Genomic DNA, 26657 nt, shown 5'->3' on the forward strand with positions numbered 1-26657 from the left:
TGGCCGGGACGCTGGAGTTCTCCGGCGTCCGGGACAATGGGACGCATGGAGATTCTCTGGTTCCTGATCGCGATGTGCATGCTGAGCGCGGTCATCGTCACGTACGTGAGGCGGCGCGGTGGCGGCATCCGCCAGGTCGCGCCCGGATCGCCCGACGCCGCCGACCCGGCCGCCTACGGATTCGTGCGGCAGGAGGAGCTGGACATCCGGCTCCCGGGGCCGGACCAGGACCTCCTCGACGTGCTCGATGTCGTCCAGCGCACCCAGGACTGGCGGGCCGCTGCGCAGCTGCTCGCCGGTACCCCGAAAGAGGGCGAGGTGCGCTGGCAGCGCGTCCAGGCGTTCGCCGGGGCGGCCTCGCTGGAGCTTCAGCGGAAGCCGGGGGCCGGGGGCGCGTGGCTGCGGGCGTGGCGTTCCGAGGCGCCGAAGGACCCGGGCGGCGCGGCGGTGCACGCGGAGTTCCTGGTGCAGCAGGCGTGGCGGTCGTCGGCCGCCGGGAGCGACGACTTCCGGATCATCCTGGAGGAGGCCCGTACGGTCTGCGCGCAGGCCGGGCTGTTCGCGCCGGGCGACCCGGTGCCGTACATCACGGAGCTGGCGGTGGCGCGCGGGCTCGGTTATTCGCCCGAGCAGTTCGACCGGCTCTGGGCGAAGATCATCGACCGTGCGCCGGCGCACATGGGCGCGCATCTGGCGGCGCTGCACTACTGGTGCGAGAAGTGGCACGGCTCGCGCAAGGAGGCGGACGAGTTCGCCACCACGGCCGCCGCACGCGCCCCGCAGGGGTCGCTGCTGGCCGCGCTGCCGCTGTTCGCGGTGTACGAGCATCTGCCCGAGGTCAATCTCGTGCGCGGCTTCTACCAGAGCGCGGTGGTCACGAAGGCGGTGGACGGCGCTCTCTACGCGGTCCACTCGGCCCGCCCGGACGACCCGATGCTCTCGCACGTACGGCACCTGCTGGTCTTCTTCCTCGTACGGTGCGAGCGCTGGTCGGACGCGATGCACCAGCTCGTACGGATCGACGGCCACGTCGGGGCGCTGCCCTGGACGCTGAACGGCGACCCGGCGGCGGAGTACGCGGTGTACCGGGCGCTGGCGGTGGCGGGATACGAGTCGAACGGCGGCAGCCCGGCGACGCTGCCGCACTGACGCCGCCGTACCCGCGCTCCCGGCGGCCCCGCCGGTGGGTGCCCGCGCGGTGACGGCCGCCGGAATGCCCGGTGCCCCGAGAGCGTTGTTCCCACACGGGCCCCGAGCCGCGCCCCGCCCGCCGGCTCCGGGACCCGAGCCACAGGACCCCCTCCCGAGGAGAGCCGCCCGATGTTCCTGACGCGTCGCACCCCCGAACTCCCCACCGCCGAAGAGGCCCTGCGCGGCCGCCCGGAACCCGAGTTCACGGTGGACTCGCGCCACACGGTCCTGGGCAACCCGCTGACGGGCCCGTATCCGGAGGGGCTGGAGGTCGCCGACTTCGGGCTGGGCTGCTTCTGGGGCGCTGAGCGCAAGTTCTGGCAGACGGAGGGCGTCTGGACGACCCTGGTCGGCTACCAGGGCGGCTACACGCCGAACCCGACCTACGAAGAGGTCTGCTCGGGCCTGACCGGCCACACGGAAGCGGTCCGCGTGGTCTACGACCCCCGGATCGTCTCCTACGCCGACCTCCTGAAGGTCTTCTGGGAGTCCCACAACCCCACCCAGGGCTTCCGGCAGGGCAATGACGTCGGCACGCAGTACCGCTCCGCCGTCTATCCGCACACCCCCGCCCACGCCGAGGCGGCCACGGCCTCCCGCGACGCCTACCAGCGGATCCTGACCGCCGCCGGGTACCGGCAGATCACCACGGAGATCCTCCCGGCCGAGGGCCGCACCTTCTACCCGGCGGAGCCGTACCACCAGCAGTACCTGGACAAGAACCCGGACGGCTACTGCGGCATCGGCGGCACCGGTGTCGACCTGGACGCCCCCTCGGAGACGAACTGGGGCCGCTCCTGCCCGACGGGCATCGCCCCGGCGCCGGAGCCGTCGGCGCGGACCGAGGACTGAGCGGGAAACACGGAACGGGGGCACCGGGGGTCCCGGCGCCCGGCGGGCCTCCCCTCGCGCACATCGTGCGCGAGGGGAGGCCCGTTTCGCGTGTCCGGGGAGAGAGCGTCCGTCGTGCCGTCGATCCGGTCCGCACGCGCGATGACACCACCCCGGTCCGCGCGCGCGATGACACCACCCCGGCCTGACGCCCCGTCAGCGAGCCGGAGCGTGCGCCCGACCGCCGGTCGTTCACCCCACCGCCACTCACCGGACAGTCGACGGCCACGGCCCGGGGCGGGTACGGATGAATGGATGTACGCGACCTTCAGCGCGCCCCCGCCTCCGGGCCCGACCCCCCACGCAGCGCTGCCGCCCTCCCGCCACCCGTGGAGACCGTATGCCCGCCTCAGCCCCTACCCAGCAGCCCCCGCGCCCCCACCGGGCCGGCCGCCCCGGCCCGCACCGTCTCGGGGCGGGCCTCGCCGCCGGGGCACTGGCCCTGAGCGGTGTACTCGCGGGCGGCGGTACGGCGACAGCGGACGCGCGCGGCGGGGCGAGCGCCCGCGCGGCAGGAGCGGCCGGCACCGGCCCGGCCGCCGCCGCTTCCCCGGCCGCCGCCACTTCCCCGTCCCCCGCCGCTTCCCGCGCCAAGGCCGGCGACCTGCTCGACGTCACCCTCGACCAGCTGCACCCCACCCAGCCCGCCATCGGCTTCGACCAGATCTACTACAAGCTCGGCCGCTACACCTCCACCAAGGACGAGGCCAACGGCGACCTCAACAAGCGCTTCGACGACTGGTGCGAGACCAACGGCCAGGAGAAGGCCGCGACCGTGACGTCCGGCGCCGTGCTCACCGACCCGTCGAGCTTCACCTGTTCCGTCCCCGTCGGCGAGGAGACGGACGAGACCCGCGCCGCGATGAAGACGGTCGTGGTCGGCCCCGGCGGCGTCCTGTACCTCACCGACGGGCACCACACCCTGACCTCCTTCCTGGAGACGCCGGGCGGCGGCCCGAGGACCCACATCAGGCTGCGCGTCGTGGACAACCTGAGCGGGCTGTCCAGCGCCGCGTTCTGGCAGACGATGCGGGAGAAGAAGTGGGTCTGGCTGCGTGACGAGAACAACCGCCCCATCACCACCGACCAGCTTCCCCAGCACCTCGGACTGGCCTACTTCCACGACGACCGCTACCGCAGCCTCGTCTACTTCACCCGCGACATCGGCTACCAGGCGCCCTCCGACGCGGCCGAGTTCCTGGAGTTCCAGTGGGGCACCTGGCTCCGTGAGCGCGTCGATCTGAACGCGTACGACCTGACCGCCCCCGCCTCGTACCTCACCGCGATCCGCACCGCCTCCGAGACGATGTCGGCCACGCCCGGCGACACCGTCATCGCCGACGGCCGCACCGCCGACGAACTCGGCCGGATGAAGGAGTGGAACAACGGCAAGAAGGCGACCGGCGGCGAGTTCGGCAAGCTCAGCGCCCCGATCTCCGAGGCGAAGCCCGGCAAGCCGGCCTACGCCCTCGACTTCCGCTCCCGCGTCCCCGCCGCCCCCGCCTGCACGAAGACGCTGACCGGCACGCACGTGGGTCCGCTGGTCGTCTCCTCCGGCGTCACCTGCCTGAACGGTACGAAGCTGACCGGCCCCGTCGTGGTCGGCGCGGGCGCGAGCCTGGTCGCGAAGGGCGCCGGGATCACCGGGCCGGTCCAGGCGGTGGGCGCCCGTACGGTCCAGATCTGCGGCACCACGCTCACGGGACCGCTCTCCGTGGTCGGTACGAAGGAACGGCTGACGCTGTCGGGACCCGGCTGCACCCCGAACTCCCTGAACGGCCCGGTCCAGTCGGTCGGCAACCCGTAGCACCGCGCTTCCCCCTTCCCGTCCCGGCCCGCGCCGCCGACGCGCCCCCGTGGCGCGCCACCGTAGGCTGGCCCGCGTGTGGATCAGCGAGGGCGCGGCCGGGCGGACGCGGGCCGATGTGGCGGACCGGGAGCACCGGGAGACCGGGGACGGCGGCGGGAGCGGCGCACCGGCCGGGGACCGGGGGCTCCGGCGGCCGGCGTGGCGGGTGCCGCTGCTGGCGACCTGTGCCGTCGTTCCGCTCTATGCCCTGTGGGCCGTGCTGCTCGCGACCGGCGGCGGCGATCTCGCGGCGCAGTTCGCTTGGGCCGGGTTCATGGCACGGCATCCGGGCTCCGCTTACAACCTGTCCTGGTACGGCGGTACGCACACCGCCAACTACAGCGTGCTGGCGCCGCCGCTGATGGCCCTCCTGGGCGTCAGAACGGTGTCCGTGGCGGCGGGGCTCGCCGGGACCTGGGCCATGGGCGCGCTGTTCGTACGCTCGGGGGTCCGGCGGCCCGGATGGCCGGCGCTGCTCGGCGCGGTGGCCCTCTGGTGCAACGTGGCCTCGGGGCGGACGACGTTCGCCCTGGGGGCGGCGATCGGCCTGTTCGCGCTGCTCCATGTGGGACGCGCGGTCCCGGCCGTGGTCCTCGCCGCGCTCGCCGCCCTGGCCAGCCCGGTCGCCGGGCTGTTCCTCGTCGTGGCGGGCGCGGCGTACGCGCTCGACCGGCGCTGGGCACGGGGGGCGTCGCTGCTCGTGCCGCCGGTGGTGGTGGTCGCGGCGGTGACGCTCCTCTTCCCGTTCCAGGGCGAGCAGCCGATGAGTCCGGGCAAGCTGACGATGCCGCTGGTGACCTGCGCGGTGCTGTGGTGCGCGGCGCCTCGGCGTTGGCGGGTGGTGCGCTACGGGGCGGCGGTGTACGCGCTCGGGGTGGTGCTGACCTTTCTCGTCCCCTCGCCCATCGGGACGAACGTGGAGCGGCTGGTGGGGCTGGCGGGGCCGCCGGTGCTGCTCGCCGCGCTGCTGGCCGCCGGTCCGCGTGCGGCGTTCCGCGCACCGGTGCGCGCGCGGGCGCTGCCCGCGCTCTTCCTCGCGGTCGCCGTCTCCGTCAACACGTACTGGCTGCTCAGCAAGACGGAGGACGATCTCGTGGTCTCCACCACCGTGCCCGGCTGGGCGGCGCACACCGACGGGGTGGTCGCCGCGCTGGACCGGCTGGGCGCCGGCCGCACCCGGGTCGAGGTGGTGCCCGCCCGCGACCACCGGGAGGCGGACGTCCTCGCCCCGCACGTCACCATGGCGCGCGGCTGGAACCGGCAGCTCGATGTCGTGCGCGGGCGTCTCTTCTACGACGGCCACGGCGGTACCGCCGCCCTCGACCCGGTCGCCTACCGCGCCTGGCTGGACCGCTGGGCGGTCGGTTTCGTCGTGCTGCCGCACGGTCGGCCGGACAGCCCGGCCGCCGCCGAAGCGGCGCTGGTCCGGGACCGGCCGGAGTGGCTGGAGCGGGTGTGGGGGGACCGCTGGTGGACCGTCTACCGGGTACGGGACGCGGCCCCGCTGGTGTCGCCGCCCGCCACCGTGGTGCGCTCCGACAGCGCGGAGCTGACCGTACGTATGAAGGCGGCCGGTTCCGTGACCGTGCGGATCGCGTACTCGCCGTGGCTCAGGGCGCCCGGCGGCTGTGTGGAGCGCGCGGGCGACTGGACCCGGCTGACGGTCCCCGCGCCGGGCGAGTACCGGCTCGGCTCCGCCTACCGGCTGCCGCGCGGGGGCGGCTGCGGCTGACCGGAGCGGCCGGCGTGGCCGCTGACGGGCACCGTGCGGAGAATCCTTACAGCTTCGTCCGGAAGATGCCGGCCGACCGCTCCCGCCGGTAGCCGAGCGATGCGTTCACCGCCAGCATCCCGGTGTTCTCGTCGGCGACGGTGGTGGTGATCTCCCGTACGCCCGGGCGCAGTTCGCCCAGCGTGTCCAGCAGATGGCGCTTGACCGCCCGCCCCAGCCCACGGCCCCTGCCGTCCGGGACGACCACGGTGTCGTACTGGAGCGCGCGGGTGTCGGCCGGGTCGGCGAGGACCACCTCGGTGTACGCCACCACCGCGTCGCCGCGCTCGGTGTCGAGCACCGCCGAGGTGTGGACGGCGCCGCCGCGCTCCTCGATCACGCGCGCGGCGGCCCGTACCCGCTCGGCGTCCCAGCGGCGGACCTGTTCGTCCGTCCCTCCGGCGGGCGCGTCGCGCATCGCGTCGTGGGCGACGGCGAACGAGGCGGCGTACGCGTCGGGGACGACGCCCGTCCAGTCCGCGAAGCGCAGTCCGGCGGGCAGCACCGGCGGTGGTATCTCCTCCCGCGTGCGCTGTACGCGCTGTACGTACCAGCCGAGCGGCAGCACGTTCGTGAAGCCGAGGCTGTCCACGAACGCCTCGCCCGCGCCGCCGACTTCGAGCACGGTCGAGACCGACCCCCGTCCGGCGGCGGCGAGTTCGGCGCGTACCGCCGCCCAGAGCGCGGCGCCGACGCCGTGCCGCCGGGCGTCGGGCCGTACCACCAGGGTGTTGAGGAAGGCCGTGTGGCGGTTCTCCGGCTCGGTGAACAGCAGCAGCGAGGCGACCCCCTCGTACGCGCCGTCGGGCGCCGTCATCGCCAGGTGCGTGCTCCGGCCGCCGACCGGCGGCACCCGCAGTTTGCCGGCCGTCTCCGTCGTGCTGGGCTCGGGGACGGAAGCGGGCAGGTCCCGGTCGTGCGCGGCGACGACCACCGTGTGCCAGGCGGCCGTTTCGGCGGCCGAGGGCGGGCTTCCCAGAGTGATCAGCATGGCTTTGAACCTACGCGTACGAGAGGGGTGACGCCCCCGGGTTACGGGGACGTCCAGACGTGGGGTGCGGGGCCGGTCGGGGACCGGCCCCGGACAGGGCCTAGGCGGCGGCGTTCTCGGTGATCGTGACCCGGCCCTTGCGGATGGTCGCGAGCCGGGGGGCGCGGCGGGCTATCGAGCTGTCGTGCGTGACCATGATGAAGGTCAGACCGTGCTCTTTCCAGAGTCCTTCCAGCAGTTCCATGATGTCGTCGCGCGTCGACTCGTCAAGGTTTCCGGTGGGTTCGTCGGCGAGCAGTACCTTCGGCTGCTTGACGAGCGCGCGGGCGATGGCCACGCGCTGCTGCTGACCGCCGGACAGTTCGCTCGGCAGATGCCCGGCCCGTTCGCCGAGGCCGACCGACTCCAGCGCCCGGGCGGCCTGTTCGCGCCGGGCGGCTCCCTTGAGGCCGAGCGGGACGAGCGCGGTCTCGACGTTCTCCTGCGCGGTCAGCGTGGGGATGAGGTTGAAGCTCTGGAAGACGAAGCCGATGGACTCGGCCCGCACCTTGGTGAGTTTCGCCTCGGACAGGTCGGCCAGGCTCACCCCGTCGAACTCGATGGTGCCGCCGGTCGGCCGGTCGAGCCCGCCGAGCATCTGGAGCAGGGTGGACTTGCCGCCGCCGGTGGGTCCCTGGATGACGAGCCGGCCGCCGTCCTCGATGGTCAGGTCGACCCCGGCGAGGGCGTCGACGGTCTTCTTGCCGCGCGTGTAGCGCTTGGTGACGCCTCTGAGCTGGTACACGGTTCAACTCCTACGGTGCGAAAGGCTGTACGGGACGACGTGGGCGCGCGCGGTCACTCGACGCGGCGCAGCGCGTCGGCCGGGCGCAGCCGCGAGGCCCGCCAGCCGCCGAACCCGCCCGCGATCAGGCCACCGGCCACGGCGAGCGCGACGGCGACGCCGATCGTGGTGAGCGAGACGGGCGCGGTGAGGGCGATGTCGAGGGCCTTGGCGGCGCTCTGCCGGCCGGCCCCGCCGCCGCCCATGGGACCACCACCGCCGCCACCGAAGCCGCCGCCACCGCCGCCGCCGGAGGAGCCGATCTGCGCGGTGAGGGTCGGGCTGATGGCGGTGACGAGATAGGCGCCGGCGAGGCCCAGCGCGATCCCGAGCACCCCGCCGAGCAGTCCGTTGACGAGCGCCTCGCCGACGACCTGCCGGGTGACCCGGCCGCTCGTCCAGCCGAGCGCCTTGAGCGTGCCGAACTCCCGTACCCGGCGGCTGACCGCCGAGGAGGTGAGCAGCCCCGCCACCAGGAAGGCCGCGACGAGGACGGCGACGGAGAGCCACTTGCCCACGTTGGCGGCGAGGTCGGAGGCGGTGGACAGGGAGCCGGAGACGGTGTCCGCGAGGTCGGCGGAGGTGGTGACGGTGGTGCCCGAGATGTTCTTCTGGATGGTGGCCTTGACGCTGTCGATCTGCTGCGAGTCGGCGGCCTTGACGTAGACCGTGGTGACCTTGTTCTTGGAGTCGGCCAGGGTCTGGGCCTTCTTGAGCGGGATGTAGAGGTTGGCCGCCGCGTCGCCGCTGTCGGCGGTGGCGATCCCGACGATGGTGAACTTCGTCTTGGAGACGGTCACGGTCTTGCCGACCGCGAGACTCTTCTCCTTGGCGTACGCGCTGTCGACGACGGCGACCGCCGCGTCGGTCTCGGTGGTCTTGAACGTGCGGCCCTTGGTGAGTTTGGAGGAGGTCAGCGGGCCGAGGGCGGGCGCGGTGACATCCGTGCCGTAGACGGTGTACGAGTCGACGTCGAACGACGCACCGCCGCCCCGGACTTCACCGCCGGAGCCGCCCGTACCGCCGGAGCCGCCGCCCGGCCCGCCGCCTCCGCCGCCCTGCTGCCGGCCTTCCTGGCTGAACTCGCCGCGCTTGAACTCACCGTTGACCTTGAGCACGGTCAGGCTCAGTCCGCCGACCGCGTCGGAGACGCCGCTCTGGTCCGCGACCTTGGTGACGGTCGAGGAGGCCAGGGTCTGGAAGCCCTGCACCATGACGCGGTCGCTGCTCTGCTCGGCGTCCGAGTCGTCGTCGTCCTTGGCGTCGAACTCGAAGCGGGGCCGGCCCGTCGTACCGCTCTCGCCGGGCGGGGTCGCGGCCTTGGTGACGGTCATGTCGGTGCCGAGGCCGTACAGCGACTGGAGGACCTGGTCCTGGGCCCGGCTCATGCCGGAGGAGACGGAACTGACGACGATGACGAGGGCGATTCCCAGGGCGAGCCCCGAGGCGACGACGAGCGCCGCCTTTCTGCGACGGCGCAGCTCGCGCCTGAGATAGGTGAAGAACATGGGCGTGAAATTAGGCGCCCGTCGTGATGAGGAGTTAAGGCCGGCGTGAGAGCTGGATGAGAACGCGCACGGCGGCGGCACCGCGAGGGGTGCCGCCGCCGGTCAGGACGTTCCGAGGGGTCAGGCTTCCGAGCCGGCCTTCCAGTCGGCCCAGCTCAGGTTCCAGCCGTTGAGGCCGTTGTCCGGCTGGATGGTCTTGTCGTCGGAGTTCTTGACGATGACGACGTCACCGATCATCGAGTTGTCGTAGAACCACGCGGCGGGGGTGTTGGGGTCGTTGGCGCCCTTGGTGTCCGAGAGGCCCACACAGCCGTGGCTGGTGTTGGCGGAGCCGAAGATCGACTTGGCGCCCCAGTAGTTGCCGTGCAGGAAGGTGCCGGAGTTGGACAGCCGCATGGCGTGCGGGACGTCCTTGATGTCGTACTCGCCCTTGCCGTCGTCGTCGGTGAAGCCGACCGTCGCGCCGTTCATCCGGGTCTCCTTGAACTTCTCGGAGATCACCATCTGGCCGTTGTAGGTCGTGTTGTCGGGGGAACCGGCGGAGATCGGGATGGTCTTGATCGTCTGGCCGTCGCGGGTGACGGTCATGGTGTGGGCCTTGGCGTCCACCGTGCTGACCTGCGCGCGGCCGATCTTGAAGGTGACCGTCTTCTCCTGGACGCCGTAGACGCCGTCGGCGCCCTCGACGCCGTCCAGGGCGAGCTTGAGGGTGACCGTGGAGCCGGCCTGCCAGTACTGGTCGGGGCGCAGGTCGAGGCGCTGGGAGTTGAACCAGTGGCCGACGACTTCCTGGCCGCTGCTCGACGTGACGGTGACGCCGTCCTGGACCGCCTTCTTGTCGGTGATCGCCTTGTTGAAGTTGATCGAGACGGGCATGCCGACGCCGACCGTGGAGCCGTCCTCGGGGGTGAAGTTCCCGATGAAGCTGTTGGCGGGCGAGACGGTGGTGAAGGACGAGTTCGCGACCGACTTGAGGTTCTTGGCGTCCTTGGCGGTCGCGGCGATCTTGTAGACGGTGGAGCGTTCGAGCTGGGCGTCCGGCTGCCAGCTCTTGGCGTCGTCGGAGAGGGTGCCCTTGACGTCGGTGCCGTCGGCGGTGGTCATCGTGACCTCGGTGAGGGTGCCCTTGGCGACGGTGACCTTGGCGTCGTTGTTGATCCCGACGTTCTTCGCGCCGTTCTTCGGCGCGATGGCTATCTGGGCCTCGGAGGTCTGCTTGGCGGCGGCCGCGTCCGCCTCCGCCTGCGACGAGGAGCTCGACGAGCCGTCGGCGCCCGACTTGTCTCCGCCGCCACCGCACGCCGAGAGCACCAGAACGCCGCCGAGCACCGCGGACGCGGCCATCAGGCTCTTGCGCCGCTTGCTGTCCGTCATCACACGCTTCTCCATCATCGCCGCTTACCCTGCCGATAACCTTTAAGAACACCCGTGGTGGTTCGTCCGGTTCCACCTGGACCGATTGTGTGGCGAACACCACTCGTCCCGGGGAATGCGGTACGGAATAACGCGCGGGCGCGGGCGAGCCCCGGCCCGTCGGCTGTCGCGGTCCCGGGGCTCGAACCGACCCGCGTTCGAGGGGGCGGCCCTCGCACCGGTCGGTATCACCAGAGTGTCATGCCCGGGCGCTACCCCCGACCAGCCCCCACCCCGCCGGCCTCGCCCACGGCCGTGACCTGCGCGGACCCATCGATTCCCGGCCCGTCACCGGCGTCCTGGTCCTCCCCGCCGGCCTCCTCGTCGTCGTCCTCGTCGTCGAGGTCCCACTCCAGCGCGTCCGGGTCGTAGTCGATCAGCTCGCTGGTCCAGGACGCCTGCGCGAGTTCGATCCCCGGAACGTCCTTGACCAGGTCGAACGGCTCCACCAGATACGCCAGGGCCTCCGCCCCGTCGTCCCGTACCGCCGCGCGGGCATGCGTCCGCTCGTCGTCGGGCAGGGTCTCGTCGGCGGCCACGCGATCGAGGGCGGCGGCGCTCAGCCGCTCGGCGTCGGCCACCTCCAGCACCAATTCCACCCGCAGCCGTACATATCGTGATGTCTCAGAAGTGCTCATACGACGGAGCGTATGGCTCCCGGCCCCCGCGATTTCCCGCGACCCGCTGCTTTCACTAGCATCAGCGCACTCAGCCAATTCGGCGTTGTCCAAAGGGGATCGATCACGTGTCCGTCGCACGCCGGCCACTGCTGACGGCGACCGCCGCCGGAACCCTGCTCTGCGCGCTGTGGTTCGTGCCTTCCGCGAAAGCCACGAGCGACACGAGCGGGCGGACCGGCGGGCAGGAGCAGTCCGCGTCATCAGTACAGAACCTCCGGCACACGGGGGTCCGGAACAGCATCGCTCTGGAGAGTGACGAGGAGTCCGGGACGCCCGGCGGCGCGAGCCCCGCGCGACCGGTCCTCGCCGACACGGGCAGCGTGGAGACCACGCCGTACGTCGTCGGCGGGACCGTCTGCCTGGGGATCGGCGCGGGCTTCGTCGCGTACTCGGTGCGCAGAGGCGCCCGCACGGTCTGACCCGGACCGTACGGGCGGGACGGGCCCCACCGCTCCCGCGCCCGACGCGCTTTACGCGAGCGGACCGGTGACCGGCTCCACGGCGGCGACCAGCGCCCCCGACCGTACGAAGGCGTCCGCCCCCGCGAGGTCGGGCGCCAGGAACCGGTCGGGCCCCGGCCCCGCCACGCCCGTGGCGCGCAGCGCGTCGATGACGGCCCGGGAGGCGGGCGCGGGCGTCAGCTCCTCGCGCAGCTCGATCGCGCGCGTCGCCGCGTACAGCTCGACGGCGACGATCCGGGTCAGATTGTCGACGGCGGTACGGAGCTTGCGCGCGGCCGACCAGCCCATCGAGACATGGTCCTCCTGCATCGCGGAGGACGGGATCGAGTCGACCGAGGCCGGGGCGGCGAGCCGCTTCATCTCGCTGACCAGCGCGGCCTGGGTGTACTGGGCGATCATCAGGCCGGAGTCCACGCCGGCGTCGTCGGCGAGGAACGGCGGCAGCCCGTGCGAACGGTCCTTGTCCAGCAGCCGGTCGGTACGGCGCTCAGCGATGGACCCGAGGTCGGCGGCGACGATGGCGAGGAAGTCCAGGACGTACGCCACCGGGGCGCCGTGGAAGTTGCCGTTGGACTCCACCCGGCCGTCGGGCAGCACCACCGGGTTGTCCACCGCCGAGGCCAGCTCCCGGTCGGCCACGAGCCGGGCGTACGCCAGCGTGTCCCGGCCCGCGCCCGCGACCTGCGGGGCGCAGCGCACGGAGTAGGCGTCCTGCACCCGGAGGTCGGCACCGGCCTTGAAGTGGCCGGTCAGCCCGGACCCGGCGAGCACCCGCAGCATGTTGTCGGCGCTGGCGCCCTGGCCGGGGTGCGGCCTGATGGCGTGCAGCTCGGGGGCGAGGACCTTGTCCGTGCCGAGCAGGGCCTCCAGGGTGAGCGCGGCGGTGATGTCGGCCGAGGTGTAGAGCCGGTGCAGGTCCGCCAGGGCCATGATCAGCATGCCGAGCATGCCGTCCGTGCCGTTGAGCAGCGCCAGCCCCTCCTTCTCGCGCAGCTCGACGGGCTCGATGCCGTGCGCGGCGAGCAGCTCACCGGCGGGCGCGATCTCGCCGCCGGGCCCCTCGGCCTCGCCCTCCCCCATCAGGGTCAGCGCGCAGTGCGCGAGCGGCGCGAGGTCGCCGGAGCAGCCGAGGGAGCCGAACTCGTGGACGACCGGGGTGATTCCGGCGTTCAGGACGTCCGCCATGGTCCGCGCGACATCCGGCCGTACCCCGGTGTGCCCCGACGCCAGGGTCTTCAGGCGCAGGAACATCAGCGCCCGCACCACCTCGCGCTCGACGCGGGGGCCCATCCCAGCGGCGTGCGACCGCACGATATTGCGCTGGAGCCGCCCCCGCAGCTCGGGCCCGATGTGCCGGGAGGCGAGGGCCCCGAACCCGGTGGAGACGCCGTACACCGGCTCCGGCTTGGCCACCAGCGCCTCGACGACCTCGCGCGCGGCGGCGAGCGCGGCGAGGGCCTCGGCGGAGAGTTCCACCCGGGCGTGCCCCCGGGCCACGGCGATGACGTCCTCGGCCGTCGTCCCCGACGCCCCCACCACGACAGTATGCATATCCATATTCAGGAGCGTACGGACTGTATCGCTAGGTGTCACTAGCGAGAGGCGCCCCCACGGGAACGAGCCACCTCTACGCGGAGGACGGCGACGCGGGCGGGTCGGGGGGCGGCGGCGCGTCGCGGAAGCGGCGGCGGTCGCCGGACGGCGGCGCGGGCGCGTCCGCCAGGCGGATCACCGCGCCGTCGCGCCCCGCCACCACCGGCTCCCGCGACCGCGCCGCCTTCGCGCGGTACTGCGCCGCGTCGGCCAGCCGGAACAGGCGGCGGGCCGAACGGACCTCCCCGATCGGGTCGCCGGTGGACGCGATACCGCAGGCCACGCCCTCGCCCAGCTCCAACTCGGCCGACCGCGAACAGACTTCACCGGCCACCGCGATCACGTCGTCCGCCTCGGGCCCCACGGTCAGCAGGCAGAACTCGTCGCCGCCGAGACGGGCCGCCAGCGCGCCGGGCAGCCGGGCGCCACAGACCGACAGCAGCGAGCCGAATCGTTCCAGCAGCCGGTCGCCGACGGCGTGCCCATGGGTGTCGTTGACCTTCTTGAGGCCGTTGAGGTCGCAGACGACCAGGCTGACGACGGCCCCCTCGTCCCGATGGCTGCCGATCGCCTCGTCCAGCCGCGCGTCGACCGCCCGCCGGTTGGCCAGCCCGGTCAGCGGATCGGTGAAGGCCAGCCTGCGGACCTCTTCCAGCCGCTCCGTCTGGGCGATCCCGGCCGCCACCACGGACGCGATGACGGTGGCGAAGTCCGCGTCCTCCGCGTCGAACAGCGGGGCGTCGCGCGGCCGGGCCACATACAGCTCGCCCCAGGCCCGCCCGTGCAGCACGATCGGGGCCACCACGCAGCAGCCCCGGCCCCGCCGCCGCAGCGCCGCGACGCGCCGGTGGCAGCGGCCGGCGTCCGCCGCCGTACCCGTGACGCCGCCGGCCGGGCCGCCGTCCGCCGTCGCCACCCACGCCTTCGCCCCGCCGCCCGTCCACCGCTCGTGCGGGAACTCCGCGATCTCGGGGAAGTGGTGGACGGGGTACGCCTCGTCCTCGGGGAACTCCTCCTCCCCGGCCACCCGCTCCCCCGCGTTCACCAGCACCTTGAGCCGCCCGAGGTCCCGCTCCCACAGCGACAGCGCCGCGAAACTCCCCCCGAGCGCCTCGCACGCCCCCCGGGCCGCCGCCAGCCAGGCGTCGCGGGCCACCGGGGCCGCGGCCATCGCCTGGGACAGTGCCACTATGGCGCGCAGTCGCCCATCCACTCCCATCACTCCACCTTAAGGTGATTTGAGGTGATTTGATCCACTGGAGCGAACGGCAGTCAGCGTGAGTTGACCCGGAAGACGGTCCAGCGGGCCGCTCACGCGGCGGCCGGGCCGGGCCCGGCCGCCGCGTCCCTCACTCCCCGGGCCAGTCCGGCGCGCGCTTCTCGTTGAACGCCGCGACGCCCTCGGCCCGGTCCCCCGAGAAGGCCACGGACCACCACGCCGCGTCCTCCACCTCCAGGCCGGCCCGCAGGTCCAGGCCGTGCCCGAGCCGCAGCGCGCGCTTGGCGGCGCGCAGGCCCACGGGCGAGTTCGCGGCGATACGGGCGGCCAGCGCGAGCGCCTCGTCCCGGTCGTCCCCCTCGGCCACCAGCAGGTCGACCAGACCGAGTCCGGCGGCCTCGGCCGCCGCCACCCGCCGCGCGGTGAACACCAGCTCGGCGGCGCGCGCGGCCCCGACCCGGCGCGGCAGCAGCTGGGTACCGCCACCACCGGGGATCACCCCGACCGACACCTCGGGCAGCCCGACCACCGCCGTCGGGTCGGCCACGATCAGGTCGCAGGCGAGCGCCAGCTCGTAGCCGCCGCCCAGCGCGTAGCCGTGGACGGCCGCGACCGTGGGCATCGGCAGCTCCAGCACGCCGGCGTACGCGCCCCGCGCGACCGGGCGCTGACGCACCAGCTCGGCGTCGCTGAGGGAGTTCCGCTCCTTGAGGTCGGCGCCGACACAGAAGGCGCGGGGGTGGGTGGAGGTCAGCACCGTCACCCGTACCTCCCGGTCCGCGCCCAGCGCCGCGCACGCGGCGCCGATGGAACGGGCCATCGCCGAGGACACCGCGTTCATCGCCGCGGGCCGGTCGAGGACCAGCTCCGCGACCCGGCCGCCCGGCCCGTGCCGCCGTACGACGACGTGTTCCCCGAATCGCTGATCGGCCTCGCTCATGACCGCACCCTCCCGGTTGACGCTGCTGACGTTAACGACGGTTCACCGGGGGTGATCCTAGGGCCTGCCGCCGAACTCCTAGGTGGTGCGCCGTCCCAGGAGCCATGGCTCGACGACGCCGAGCCCGCGCACCGGACGCTGCCACATCGGCTGGAGCCCGAAGCGGTACCCGGGCGGCGGCGTGCCCTCCTTCTCGGCCCGCGCGGCGGCCTCGGCGGCCCCCGACTCCGAGGCCGGGACGTCGCCGGTACGGATCAGCTCCTCGGCGAACGCGCCGTCGACCAGGACCGTGTCCTTGGGCGCTATCGACGTCAGCCGGCTCGCGAGGTTCACCGTCGTGCCGAAGACGTCGCCCATCCGCGTGGTGACCGTGCCGAACGCGATGCCGACGCGCAGCGCCGGCATCGTCTCGTCGTGCGTCATGGTCTCTATCAGCCGCAGCGCGATCTCGGCCGCCGTACCGGCGTCGTCCGCCGCGTACAGCACCTCGTCGCCGAGGGTCTTGATGAGCCGGCCGCCGTGCGCGGCGACGAGGTCGGCGCAGGTCGTCTCGAACGCCTCGACCAGCTCGCCCAGCTCCTCCTCCTCCAGCCGGCGGGTCAGCCGGGTGAAGCCGACGAGGTCGGCGAAGCCCACGGCGAGCCTGCGGTCCACCATCTCGTCGTCGTCCGCCGCCTGGACGACGCGCCCGGTGGCGGCGGCGAGCTGGCGCCGCCACACATAGACGAGGAACTCCTCCAGCTCCGGGAGGAGCAGCTCCACCAGCGGATAGGTGACCTCGGTGCGCGTCATCCCCGGCTCGGGCGGCTCGATGAGCCCGGAGAGGAAGGAGTCGATCTGCCACTCCGCCAGCCGGGCGGTGGTCTGCCCCGTCGACCTGGCCACCTGGATCGCCATCGGCTCGCTCAGCAGCCCCGCCTCCACCAGACCGGACAGCCTCCGCAGCGCCAGTACGTCCGCCTCGGTGAAGGCCCTGGCCTGGCCCACGTCGGCGAAGCCCATCGCCCGCCAGAAGCGGGACGCCAGGTCCATCGAGACACCGGCCGTACGGGCGGCCTGGAAGGGCGTGTAGCGGCGCTCGGCACCGAGGATCAGCTGTTCGAGCCGGATGGCCAGCGGATCGTCGGTCGGCTCGGCCGTGTGGTCGACGACGTGGTGCGGGCTCGGGTGAACCGAGGGGTCCGGCGGCGGCGACGCGTCCTCGCCGGAAGCCGAATCATCGACGGTCACCAGCCGCCTCCTGCCCGTTCCCTGCGCACTGCCCTACCGATCTGTCGTGGACCGCCTCAACGATACGGCAGATGTGCCCTGGCTCACGTATCGCCCGTCCGTCCCGGTCAGCGCCCCGGGCGTACGACCGGCCGCGCCGCCCGGTCACCGGAGCGCCCCGTTCCGGTTTGCGCCCGGCCACCGCCCTCAGCCCGCGCCCCGCACGTGCACCACGTCGCCCGCGCCCACCGGGTGGCGCGTGCCGTCCGCCGTCCGCAGGACCAGCCGGCCGTCGCCGTCGACCGCGACCGCCTCGCCGGTCAGCGCGCGGTCCCCGGGCAGCTCCGCCCGTACCGTCCGGCCGAGCGTCGCGCACCCCGCCGCGTACGCCTCCTGGAGCCCGGAGAACGCCGGGTCGCCGCCGGCCGCTCGCCACTCGCCGTACCAGCGCTCCAGCGAGCGGAGCACCGCCCGCAGCAGGGTGTCGCGGTCGAGGGAGACCGCGTCGGCGAGGGCGAGCGAACCGGCGGTGGGTACGGGCAGTTCGGCGGCGCGCAGCGAGACATTGACGCCGACGCCCACGATCACCGCGTCGTCCCCGGCCCGTTCCGCGAGAATCCCGCCGGCCTTGCGTTCCTCGCCGTCCACGGTGACGAGCAGGTCGTTGGGCCACTTCAGGGCGGTGTCCACCCCGGCGGCGCGGGCCAGCCCGGTCGCCACGGCCACGCCGGTGAGCAGCGGCAGCCAGCCGAGGCGCTCGACGGGCACGTCCGGGCCGGGCCTGAGCAGGACGGAGAAGAAGATCCCGGAGCGCGCCGGGGCCGACCACCGCCGGTCGAGCCGGCCGCGCCCCTCGGTCTGCTCCTCCGCGACGAGCACCGCGCCCTCGGCGGCGCCCCCCGCGGCGAGCGCCGCGAGATCGGAGTTGGTGGACCCGGTCGCGGCGACCACGTCGAGCGAGGTCCACAGCCCGCCCGGCACGACGAGTCCGCGGCGCAGCGCGCGGGCGTTGAGCGGGGGGCGTTCGAGGTCGGACCAGCGGCCGGCCGGGGCATCGGGCTCCATCATGCAAGCCACCCTAAGTGTGGGAAACACCGCACCGCGGATCGGTATCCGCGCGGATACCCTACGGATCAGTAGCATCCGCGCCCACACCCGATCCACCGCCAGACCCCGATCCGCCCGCACCCGCATCCGTGACCCCGCAGGGAGCCGCATCCCGATGTCCGAGCCGGAAAGCACCCAGGGAACCGCAACCCCAACCGGAACAGCCGCACCGCACACCACGGCCGGAAAGATCGCGGATTTCCGGCGCCGCGTCGAGGAGGCCACGCACGCCGGTTCCGCGCGCGCCGTGGAGAAGCAGCACGCCAAGGGCAGACTGACCGCGCGCGAGCGGGTCGATCTCCTGCTCGACGAGGGCTCCTTCGTGGAGCTGGACGAGTTCGCGAGGCACCGCTCCACCAACTTCGGCATCGAGCGGAACCGCCCGTACGGGGACGGTGTCGTGACCGGTTACGGCACGGTCGACGGCCGTCCGGTCTGCGTGTACTCACAGGACTTCACGATCTTCGGCGGCTCGCTCGGCGAGGTCTACGGCGAGAAGATCGTGAAGGTCATGGACTTCGCGCTGAAGACCGGCTGCCCGATCATCGGGATCAACGACGGCGGCGGCGCCCGGATCCAGGAGGGCGTGGCCGCGCTCGGGCTGTTCGCGGAGATCTTCCGCCGCAACGTGCACGCCTCGGGCGTCGTCCCGCAGATCAGCCTGATCGTGGGCCCGTGCGCGGGCGGGGCGGTGTACTCGCCCGCGATCACCGACTTCACGGTGATGGTCGATCAGACCTCGCACATGTTCATCACGGGTCCCGATGTCATCAAGACGGTGACGGGTGAGGACGTGGGTTTCGAGGAGCTGGGCGGAGCGCGCACGCACAACACGACGTCCGGTGTGGCGCACCACCTGGCGGGGGACGAGAAGGACGCCGTCGAGTACGTCAAGTCGCTGCTCTCCTACCTGCCCTCGAACAACCTCTCCGAGCCGCCCGCCTTCCCCGAGGAGGCCGACCTCGCGCCGGGCGCCGAGGACCTGGAGCTGGACACGCTGATCCCGGACTCGGCGAACCAGCCGTACGACATGCACACGGCGATCGAGCACGTCCTGGACGACGGCGAATTCCTGGAGACGCAGGCGCTGTTCGCGCCGAACATCATCACGGGCTTCGGCCGGGTCGAGGGCTTCCCGGTGGGGATCGTCGCCAACCAGCCGATGCAGTTCGCGGGTTGTCTGGACATCAACGCCTCGGAGAAGGCCGCGCGGTTCGTCCGCACCTGCGACGCCTTCAACATCCCGGTGCTCACCTTCGTGGACGTGCCGGGCTTCCTGCCGGGGGTGGACCAGGAGTACGGCGGGATCATCCGGCGCGGCGCCAAGCTGATCTACGCGTACGCCGAGGCCACGGTCCCGCTGATCACGGTGATCACCCGGAAGGCGTTCGGCGGCGCGTACGACGTGATGGGCTCCAAGCACCTGGGCGCCGACCTCAACGTGGCCTGGCCGACGGCGCAGATCGCCGTGATGGGGGCGCAGGGCGCGGTGAACATCCTGCACCGGCGCACGATCGCCGCCGCCGGGGACGGGGCCGCGCAGGAGACCAGGCGCGCTGAGCTGATCCAGGAGTACGAGGACACCCTGCTCAACCCGTACGTGGCGGCCGAGCGGGGCTACGTCGACGCGGTGATCATGCCGTCGGAGACCCGGGCCCAGGTGGTGCGGGGGCTGCGTCAACTGCGGACGAAGCGGGAAAGCCTGCCTCCGAAGAAGCACGGCAACATCCCGCTGTAGGCCCTGTCCGCGCGGGCCCGGAAGGAGCAGCTCATGATCAAGGTCGTACGGGGCAACCCGACCCCCGAGGAGTTGGCCGCGGCCCTCGCCGTGGTCAGGGCGGCGCACGCGGCGGCGCGGGAGGCGGCTCCGGCCGGGCCGCCACCCGCGCCGGCGGCCCGGTGGTCCGCCCCGGCCCGTATCGCCCGGCGCGGTCTGCCGAGCCCGGGACCGGGCGCGTGGTCCCGCACCTACTGGCCGGGGTAGCCCGGCCCGGCCGTCGCGGCGGGGGTACGGGATGAGTACACGTACTCAGGCGCCGCCGCCCCGCCGGCCGGAGGATCGATGACATGTTGTGGTCGGACCCGGAGGATCAGCCCCCCAAGGACATGCGCGACGCGCAGTTCATGATGCGGCGCGTGGGCGTGCTGATCGCCCTCGCCGTGATCCTGGCGATGATCGTGCTCGGCCTCCCCTGATCCACGCTCCCCGCGGGCACGGGGTGGCCGCGGGCACGGGCTCAGGCGCGGCCGACTTACCATGGCCCGCATGACCGATCAGCGCCGCCGCCTCGTCCTCGCCTCCGCCTCCCCCGCCCGCCTGGGGCTGCTCCGGCAGGCCGGGCTCGCCCCCGAGGTGATCGTCAGCGGGGTCGACGAGGACGCGCTGAGCGCCGCGACCCCCTCCGCGCTCGCGCTCGTGCTGGCCGAGGCCAAGGCCACCGCCGTGGCCGCGCGCCCCGAGACCGCGGGCGCCCTCGTCATCGGCTGCGACTCCGTGCTCGAACTCGACGGCGAGGCGCTCGGCAAGCCCGCCGACGCCGAGGAGGCCACCGCCCGCTGGAAGTCGATGCGCGGGCGTACGGGCGTCCTGCGCACCGGCCACTGCGTGATCGACACCGCCACCGGCCGCCGGGCCGGCGAGACCGCCTCCACCACCGTCCGCTTCGGGGAGCCGACGGACGCCGAGATCGCCGCGTACGTCGCCTCCGGCGAACCGCTCCATGTCGCGGGCGCCTTCACCCTCGACGGCCGTTCGGCACCGTTCGTGGACTCCATCGAGGGCGACCACGGCAACGTCATCGGGCTGTCGCTGCCGCTGCTGCGCCGCCTCCTCGGCGAGCACGGGGTGGCCATCACCGACCTGTGGGTCTGAACCCCGGCCACCGCGTGGCGGGTTGGGCTCAGGCCGGGGCGGCGGGCCGCCGGCCGGGCTCGTACTCGATCAGTATCAGCACCAGCAGCCCGGCCACGACCATCATGAACGCGAAGGCGTCCCACCCGACCAGCCCCACCGCCAACGCGGCCAGCACCCCGTGGGCGACCGCGCAGGTGATGAGCAGAATCCGGCCCACGCGCCCCGGCGCCCGGTCCCGCAGCGCCGTACGCGCCAGCAGCACGGCGCACAGGGCGAGGTAGAGGCCGAGGACCCCGCCCGTCACCCAGGTCCCGACGGACACGGCACCGGGGTCGAGGCCGCCCAGCGACATCCGCTGGTTGCCGACGACGGTGGCCAGCACGCCGTTGACGAGGACCGTGCCAACGCCCTCCAGCAGCAGCACGATCGCGGCCACCCACGCCAGTGGTCTGCGCCCCACGGTGCCCACCCGCTCCCCCTGTTACCGCCAGTACGATCGTCACCAGGAACGCTACTCATCGGTAAACGGCGCGGCAAGAGCCGGGGGCGGGGCAAAGAACCGTTCCGCCATTCGTAGGGACTCCACAAAGATTCGTGATCCGGCGAGGGGCACTCGGACAGAGAGCTGGAGCACATTCGAGCGCTACTGTGCGACGGGGGATCCCGGCGTACCGTGGTGTCACAAGGGATTTCACGATGTGGGCGCGGCTCTCATCGCGCTCCATGTGGGCGACGTCACCATGAGGGACAAGCCGAAAGGGCGTGTCGGCAGTCCCTAAACTCAGCTTTTTTCAAGGAGGGAGCCATCGTGCGCAAGGTGCTCATCGCCAACCGAGGCGAAATCGCAGTCCGCGTTGCCCGTGCCTGCCGGGACGCCGGGATCGTGAGCGTAGCCGTCTACGCCGAGCCCGACCGGGATGCCCTGCATGTCCGCGCGGCGGACGAGGCGTTCGCCCTGGGCGGTGACACCCCGGCGGCCAGCTACCTGGACATGGCCAAGGTGCTCCAGGCGGCCAAGGACTCGGGGGCGGACGCGATCCACCCCGGTTACGGCTTCCTGTCCGAGAACGCCGAATTCGCCCAGGCCGTCCTGGACGCGGGCCTGACCTGGATCGGCCCGCCGCCGCAGGCCATCCGCGACCTGGGCGACAAGGTCGCCGCCCGCCACATCGCCCAGCGCGCCGGCGCCCCGCTGGTGGCCGGTACGCCCGACCCGGTCTCGGGCGCCGACGAGGTCGTCGCCTTCGCCGAGCAGCACGGCCTGCCGATCGCCATCAAGGCCGCCTTCGGCGGCGGCGGACGCGGCCTGAAGGTCGCCCGTACCCTCGAAGAGGTCCCGGAGCTGTACGACTCGGCCGTCCGCGAGGCCGTCGTCTCCTTCGGACGCGGCGAGTGCTTCGTGGAGCGCTACCTCGACAAGCCCCGGCACGTCGAGACGCAGTGCCTGGCCGACTCCCACGGCAATGTCGTGGTCGTCTCCACCCGCGACTGCTCCCTCCAGCGCCGCCACCAGAAGCTGGTCGAAGAGGCCCCCGCGCCGTTCCTCTCCGAGGAGCAGAACGCCGAGCTGTACGCCGCCTCGAAGGCCATCCTGCGCGAAGCCGGCTACGTCGGCGCCGGCACCGTCGAGTTCCTCGTCGGCACCGACGGCACCATCTCCTTCCTTGAGGTCAACACCCGCCTCCAGGTGGAACATCCCGTCACCGAAGAGGTCACCGGCCTCGACCTGGTGCGCGAGATGTTCCGCATCGCCGACGGCGAGGAGCTGGGGTACGGGGACCCCGTCGTGCGCGGTCACTCCTTCGAGTTCCGCATCAACGGCGAGGACCCGGGCCGCGGCTTCCTGCCCGCCCCCGGCACGGTCACCTCCTTCGCCCCGCCCTCCGGCCCCGGTGTCCGCCTCGACGCGGGCGTCGAGTCCGGCTCCGTGATCGGCCCGGCCTGGGACTCCCTGCTGGCCAAGCTGATCGTCACCGGCGCCACCCGCGAACAGGCCCTCCAGCGGGCGTCCCGCGCCCTCGACGAGTTCACGGTCGAAGGCATGGCCACGGCCCTCCCCTTCCACCGCAAGGTCGTCACCGACCCGGCCTTCACCTCCGACCCGTTCACGATCCACACCCGCTGGATCGAGACCGAGTTCGTCAACGACGTCCCGCCCTTCACGGTCCCCGGCGACGCGGACGAGGACGAGTCCGGCCGCGAGACCATCGTGGTCGAGGTCGGCGGCAAGCGCCTCGAAGTCTCCCTCCCCGTCAGCCTCGGCATGTCCCTGGCCCGCACCGGCCTCGCCGCCGGCGCCAAGCCCAAGCGCCGCGCCGCCCGGAAGTCCGCCTCCGGCGCCTCCGGCGACACCCTCGCCTCGCCCATGCAGGGCACGATCGTCAAGGTCGCGGTCGAGGAGGGCCAGGAGGTCAAGGAGGGCGACCTCATCGTCGTCCTCGAAGCCATGAAGATGGAACAGCCCCTCAACGCCCACCGCTCCGGCACCGTCAAGGGCCTCGCCGCCGAGGTCGGCGCCTCGCTCACCTCCGGCGCCACCATCTGCGAGATCAAGGACTGACGTCCCGCCCGCCCGCGCCTTCGAAGGCCCCGCCCGGTGGACCGGGCGGGGCCTTCGCGCGACGCCGGTGGCATCCTTGACGCCACCCAGCGCGGCGACAGAGAGGACCGAGCCATGACGAGCAGTACCGCACCGGCCACCCCCCGGCCCAAGCGCGCCGACGCCCGCCGCAACTACGACCGGCTGCTCGCCCAGGCCCGCCTGAGCTTCTCCGAGCACGGCACGGACGCCTCCCTCGAAGACATCGCCCGCCGGGCCGGAGTCGGCATCGGCACGCTGTACCGCCACTTCCCGAACCGGCAGGCCCTCATGAACGCCGTCTTCCAGGAAGCGCTTGCTGCCCTGCTGGAGCGCTCCCGGGAGCTGGCGGAGGCGGCCGAACCGTGCGGTGCGCTGGTCGACTGGCTGGGCGCCATCATCATCCATGCGGGTGAGTACCGAGGCGTCTCACGCGCCCTCATGTCCGCTACCCACGACACCAGTTCGGCACTCACTCAGTGCAGCGTCCCCCTCCGCGCGGCGGGCGCCCGTCTGCTCGCCCGCGCGCAGGAATCCGGCCACGTGCGCGCCGATGTGTCCATCACCGACCTGATGCAGCTCACCAACGCGATCGCCCTGGCGGCGGAACAGTCCCCGACGGACCCGGACTTGGCGCCGCGCCTGCTGAAGCTGACACTGACGGGCCTACGGGCCTGACGCGGGGCCGCCTGGCGGCGGCGGGGTGCGGCGAGTTGTCGGCGGGGGCCGGTGCTCAGGTGCGGGTGGGGTCCGGAGCCCCCGGCCCCCGCACCACCACGGCGGACCCGCACCACCACCCACCGCCGCCCCCACCTCGCACCCCCACACCACCCTCAGCGTCGCCGCAAGTCCGCCACCCGCGCCCGCTCCCCCGGCTCCTGCTGCGTCAACGGCGGCGCGCTGCGCAGGCCCGGCCCGCCGCCGGGCGCGCCGCCCGGTCCGGATCCCGGCCCCGGCGCGTGCGTACGGCGCTGCCCCGGCAGCGGCACGTCGCGGCGGCTCCGGCTGCCCGGCGGGACCGCCTCGGAGCCGAGGGTTCCGGCGCCGCCCGCCCCGCCGGCTCCGCCGGCCGCCCCGGCCGCGACCGAGACCCGTACGCCCTGGTCGGCCAGGGCCTGAAGTTCCGTCGCCGCGCGTTCGTCGTGGGCCGGCGGCTCGTCGGTCACGAGCCGGCTGATCAGGTCCGTCGGCACGGTCTGGAACATCGTGTCGGTGCCGAGCTTCGTGTGGTCGGCGAGCACGACGACCTCCGCGGCCGCCTGTACCAGCGCCCGGTCGACGCTCGCCGAGAGCATGTTGGAGGTGGACAGGCCCCGTTCGGCGGTCAGCCCGCTCCCGGAGAGGAACGCGCGGGTGACGCGCAGGCCCTGTAGGGACTGTTCCGCCCCGCTGCCGACCAGCGCGTAGTTGGAGCCGCGCAGCGTGCCGCCGGTCATGACGACCTCGACGCGGTTGGCGTGCGCCAGCGCCTGGGCGACCAGCAGGGAGTTGGTGACGACGGTCAGCCCGGGGATCCTGGCGAGCCGGCGGGCCAGCTCCTGCGTGGTCGTACCGGCGCCGACGACCACGGCCTCGCCCTCCTCCACGAAGCTCGCGGCGAGGTCGGCGATGGCGGTCTTCTCCGCCGTTGCGAGATGGGACTTTTGCGGAAAGCCGGACTCTCGCGTGAATCCACCCGGCAGTACCGCACCGCCGTGCCGGCGGTCGAGGAGTCCTTCTGCCTCCAGCGCCCGCACGTCCCGCCGTACGGTCACTTCGGAGGTCTGGACGACACGGGCAAGCTCACGGAGCGAAACGGCTCCGTTGGCTCGCACCATTTCGAGGATCAATTGGCGACGTTCTGCAGCGAACACGAAACTGACAGTAACGCCAATGACCGTCTGCTATCAGCAGTTTGCGGCGAATAACAGAAGTTGCGCACGGACGGGCGCGCAGGATGGTATGAAGCCGCCCGATCCGCTCGAACCGGCCCACGGAGAAAGGGCTTTCCACGCGGGAACGGGCACAGAGCGGGCCCGAAACGGGCAGGGCGCGGCGGCGGGGCCGGGGTGCGAACGCGCCGCCGCGGCCGGGCCGTCAGATCTCGTCCGCCGACTTCCGCGTGTGCAACTGCCGTGCCACCTCGGCGATCGATCCCGACAGCGACGGGTACACGGTGAACGCCTTGGCGATCTGCTCGACCGTCAGGCTGTTGTCGACGGCGAGCGCGATGGGGTGGATCAGCTCGCTCGCGCGGGGCGCGACGACCACGCCGCCGACCACGATGCCGGTGCCCGGGCGGGCGAAGATCTTGACGAAGCCGTCCCGGATGCCCTGCATCTTCGCGCGCGGGTTGCGCAGCAGCGGGAGCTTGACGACGCGGGCGTCGATCTTGCCGTTGTCGATGTCCGCCTGGCTGTAGCCGACGGTGGCGATCTCCGGGTCGGTGAAGACGTTCGCCGAGACGGTCTTGAGGTTGAGCGGCGCCACCGCGTCGCCGAGGAAGTGGTACATCGCGATCCGGCCCTGCATGGCGGCGACCGAGGCGAGCGCGAAGACGCCCGTGACGTCGCCCGCGGCATAGACGCCGGGGGCGGAGGTGCGGGAGACCCGGTCGGTCTTGATGTGGCCCGAGTCCTTGACGAGGACCCCGGCCTCCTCCAGGCCCATGCCGGCCGTGTTGGGGATGGCGCCGACGGCCATCAGGCAGTGGGTGCCGGAGATGGTCCGGCCGTCGGAGAGGGTGACCTCGACGCGGTCGCCCACGCGCTTGGCGGATTCGGCCCGGGAGCGGGACATCACGTTCATGCCGCGCCGCCGGAAGACGTCCTCCAGCACGGCAGCGGCGTCCGGGTCCTCGCCGGGCAGCACCCGGTCGCGGGAGGAGACGAGCGTGACCCGGGAGCCCAGCGCCTGGTACGCGCCGGCGAACTCGGCGCCGGTGACGCCGGAGCCGACCACGATCAGCTCCTCCGGCAGCTCGTCCAGGTCGTACACCTGCGTCCAGTTCAGGATGCGTTCGCCGTCCGGCTGGGCGTCCGGGATCTCGCGCGGGTGGCCGCCGGTGGCGATCAGCACGGCGTCGGCGGTGAGCGCTTCCTCGCTGCCGTCGGCGGCGGTCACGATCACCTGGCGCGAGCCGTCCACGGCCTGGCGCCCGTCGAGCCGGCCGCGGCCGCGCAGCACCCGGGCACCGGCCCGGGTGACGGAGGCGGTGATGTCGTGGGACTGGGCGAGCGCGAGGCGCTTGACCCGTCGGTTGACCTTGCCGAGGTCGACGCCGACGACGCGGGCACTCTTCTCCGAGGGCGTGTCGTCGGCGACGATGATGCCCAGTTCCTCGTAGGAGGAGTCGAAGGTGGTCATCACCTCGGCCGTCGCGATGAGGGTCTTCGACGGTACGCAGTCGGTGAGCACCGAGGCGCCGCCGAGCCCGTCGCAGTCGACGACGGTCACCTCCGCGCCGAGCTGGGCGCCCACCAGGGCCGCCTCGTAGCCGCCGGGTCCGCCGCCGATGATCACGATCCGGGTCACGAAAAAGTCCGCCTCGCGTTGTCAACCCGGCCCGTCTGCCACCCCGGCCGGGGTTCCGGGGGTGTC

General features: G+C 72.9%; 24 protein-coding genes. 11 read left to right on the forward strand and 13 right to left on the reverse strand.

Annotated elements, in window-relative coordinates:
* Window positions 1-45: 45 nt before the first annotated feature.
* The 4 genes from ACFY6S_RS14075 to ACFY6S_RS14090 all read left to right on the forward strand — a co-directional run bounded on the left by ACFY6S_RS14075 (window position 46) and on the right by ACFY6S_RS14090 (window position 5663).
* Window positions 46-1149, forward strand: a complete 1104-nt coding sequence (locus ACFY6S_RS14075; protein WP_388815642.1) for a hypothetical protein — start codon at window positions 46-48, stop codon at window positions 1147-1149.
* A 171-nt stretch (window positions 1150-1320) separates the two neighbouring features.
* A complete protein-coding gene (gene msrA, locus ACFY6S_RS14080; protein ID WP_388815643.1) occupies window positions 1321-2043 on the forward strand; it encodes a peptide-methionine (S)-S-oxide reductase MsrA in 723 nt (240 codons plus the stop codon).
* 379 nt (window positions 2044-2422) lie between these two features.
* Window positions 2423-3889, forward strand: coding sequence for a ParB/Srx family N-terminal domain-containing protein (locus ACFY6S_RS14085; protein WP_388815646.1), 1467 nt, complete (start codon window positions 2423-2425; stop codon window positions 3887-3889).
* A 208-nt stretch (window positions 3890-4097) separates the two neighbouring features.
* Entirely contained in the window at window positions 4098-5663 is a 1566-nt protein-coding gene (locus ACFY6S_RS14090; RefSeq protein ID WP_388817907.1) for a hypothetical protein, read from the forward strand.
* Window positions 5664-5709: 46 nt separating this feature from the next.
* On the opposite strand, the gene ACFY6S_RS14095 is transcribed toward ACFY6S_RS14090, so the two are convergent.
* The 5 genes from ACFY6S_RS14095 to ACFY6S_RS14115 form a co-directional block, all read right to left on the reverse strand.
* Entirely contained in the window at window positions 5710-6693 is a 984-nt protein-coding gene (locus tag ACFY6S_RS14095) for a GNAT family N-acetyltransferase (RefSeq protein ID WP_388815649.1), read from the reverse strand.
* Window positions 6694-6793: 100 nt separating this feature from the next.
* On the reverse strand, window positions 6794-7477 hold the full coding sequence (locus ACFY6S_RS14100) for an ABC transporter ATP-binding protein (RefSeq protein WP_388815652.1): 684 nt from the start codon (window positions 7475-7477) through the stop codon (window positions 6794-6796).
* A gap of 53 nt (window positions 7478-7530) precedes the next feature.
* Window positions 7531-9024, reverse strand: coding sequence for an ABC transporter permease (locus ACFY6S_RS14105; protein WP_388815655.1), 1494 nt, complete (start codon window positions 9022-9024; stop codon window positions 7531-7533).
* Window positions 9025-9144: 120 nt separating this feature from the next.
* On the reverse strand, window positions 9145-10413 hold the full coding sequence (locus tag ACFY6S_RS14110; protein WP_388817910.1) for an Ig-like domain-containing protein: 1269 nt from the start codon (window positions 10411-10413) through the stop codon (window positions 9145-9147).
* A gap of 236 nt (window positions 10414-10649) precedes the next feature.
* Window positions 10650-11075, reverse strand: coding sequence for a hypothetical protein (locus ACFY6S_RS14115; protein WP_388815658.1), 426 nt, complete (start codon window positions 11073-11075; stop codon window positions 10650-10652).
* A gap of 107 nt (window positions 11076-11182) precedes the next feature.
* On the opposite strand from ACFY6S_RS14115, the gene ACFY6S_RS14120 reads away from it, so the two are divergent.
* A complete protein-coding gene (locus ACFY6S_RS14120) occupies window positions 11183-11536 on the forward strand; it encodes a hypothetical protein (RefSeq protein WP_388815661.1) in 354 nt (117 codons plus the stop codon).
* Window positions 11537-11587: 51 nt separating this feature from the next.
* On the opposite strand, the gene hutH is transcribed toward ACFY6S_RS14120, so the two are convergent.
* The 5 genes from hutH to ACFY6S_RS14145 form a co-directional block, all read right to left on the reverse strand.
* Window positions 11588-13129: a histidine ammonia-lyase gene (gene hutH / locus ACFY6S_RS14125; RefSeq protein WP_388817913.1), complete on the reverse strand. Its 1542-nt coding sequence runs from the start codon at window positions 13127-13129 to the stop codon at window positions 11588-11590.
* Window positions 13130-13205: 76 nt separating this feature from the next.
* Window positions 13206-14390, reverse strand: a complete 1185-nt coding sequence (locus tag ACFY6S_RS14130; RefSeq protein WP_388815663.1) for a diguanylate cyclase domain-containing protein — start codon at window positions 14388-14390, stop codon at window positions 13206-13208.
* 130 nt (window positions 14391-14520) lie between these two features.
* Window positions 14521-15330, reverse strand: a complete 810-nt coding sequence (locus ACFY6S_RS14135; protein ID WP_388815666.1) for an enoyl-CoA hydratase/isomerase family protein — start codon at window positions 15328-15330, stop codon at window positions 14521-14523.
* Between the two features lie 78 nt (window positions 15331-15408).
* On the reverse strand, window positions 15409-16560 hold the full coding sequence (locus ACFY6S_RS14140) for an adenylate/guanylate cyclase domain-containing protein (protein ID WP_388815669.1): 1152 nt from the start codon (window positions 16558-16560) through the stop codon (window positions 15409-15411).
* 186 nt (window positions 16561-16746) lie between these two features.
* Window positions 16747-17607, reverse strand: coding sequence for a biotin--[acetyl-CoA-carboxylase] ligase (locus ACFY6S_RS14145; protein WP_388815672.1), 861 nt, complete (start codon window positions 17605-17607; stop codon window positions 16747-16749).
* Between the two features lie 154 nt (window positions 17608-17761).
* On the opposite strand from ACFY6S_RS14145, the gene ACFY6S_RS14150 reads away from it, so the two are divergent.
* The 4 genes from ACFY6S_RS14150 to ACFY6S_RS14165 all read left to right on the forward strand — a co-directional run bounded on the left by ACFY6S_RS14150 (window position 17762) and on the right by ACFY6S_RS14165 (window position 20518).
* Entirely contained in the window at window positions 17762-19384 is a 1623-nt protein-coding gene (locus ACFY6S_RS14150; RefSeq protein WP_388815675.1) for an acyl-CoA carboxylase subunit beta, read from the forward strand.
* A gap of 33 nt (window positions 19385-19417) precedes the next feature.
* On the forward strand, window positions 19418-19630 hold the full coding sequence (locus ACFY6S_RS14155; RefSeq protein ID WP_388815678.1) for an acyl-CoA carboxylase epsilon subunit: 213 nt from the start codon (window positions 19418-19420) through the stop codon (window positions 19628-19630).
* 83 nt (window positions 19631-19713) lie between these two features.
* Complete coding sequence (mmpB, locus tag ACFY6S_RS14160; RefSeq protein WP_388815681.1) at window positions 19714-19842, forward strand: morphogenic membrane protein MmpB; 129 nt, start codon at window positions 19714-19716, stop codon at window positions 19840-19842.
* 61 nt (window positions 19843-19903) lie between these two features.
* Window positions 19904-20518 carry a Maf family protein gene (locus ACFY6S_RS14165; RefSeq protein ID WP_388815684.1) on the forward strand — a complete coding sequence of 205 codons (615 nt, stop codon included), beginning with the start codon at window positions 19904-19906 and terminating at the stop codon, window positions 20516-20518.
* Window positions 20519-20546: 28 nt separating this feature from the next.
* On the opposite strand, the gene ACFY6S_RS14170 is transcribed toward ACFY6S_RS14165, so the two are convergent.
* The gene (locus ACFY6S_RS14170; protein ID WP_388815687.1) at window positions 20547-20960 is read right to left on the reverse strand and encodes a hypothetical protein; all 414 of its coding nucleotides are present in this window, start codon (window positions 20958-20960) and stop codon (window positions 20547-20549) included.
* A 348-nt stretch (window positions 20961-21308) separates the two neighbouring features.
* On the opposite strand from ACFY6S_RS14170, the gene ACFY6S_RS14175 reads away from it, so the two are divergent.
* Together ACFY6S_RS14175 and ACFY6S_RS14180 are read left to right on the forward strand one after the other, a co-directional pair.
* A complete protein-coding gene (locus tag ACFY6S_RS14175) occupies window positions 21309-23060 on the forward strand; it encodes an acetyl/propionyl/methylcrotonyl-CoA carboxylase subunit alpha (RefSeq protein ID WP_388815690.1) in 1752 nt (583 codons plus the stop codon).
* A gap of 114 nt (window positions 23061-23174) precedes the next feature.
* Entirely contained in the window at window positions 23175-23756 is a 582-nt protein-coding gene (locus ACFY6S_RS14180) for a TetR/AcrR family transcriptional regulator (protein WP_388815693.1), read from the forward strand.
* A 155-nt stretch (window positions 23757-23911) separates the two neighbouring features.
* On the opposite strand, the gene ACFY6S_RS14185 is transcribed toward ACFY6S_RS14180, so the two are convergent.
* Together ACFY6S_RS14185 and ACFY6S_RS14190 are read right to left on the reverse strand one after the other, a co-directional pair.
* Window positions 23912-24895 (reverse strand): DeoR/GlpR family DNA-binding transcription regulator, encoded by a 984-nt coding sequence (locus tag ACFY6S_RS14185; protein WP_388817915.1) that lies wholly within the window; start codon window positions 24893-24895, stop codon window positions 23912-23914.
* Between the two features lie 259 nt (window positions 24896-25154).
* Window positions 25155-26591, reverse strand: a complete 1437-nt coding sequence (locus ACFY6S_RS14190) for an NAD(P)H-quinone dehydrogenase (RefSeq protein WP_388815696.1) — start codon at window positions 26589-26591, stop codon at window positions 25155-25157.
* Window positions 26592-26657 lie beyond the last annotated feature (66 nt).

The organism is Streptomyces sp. NPDC012835, from assembly GCF_042900885.1.
GTDB lineage: Bacteria > Actinomycetota > Actinomycetes > Streptomycetales > Streptomycetaceae > Streptomyces.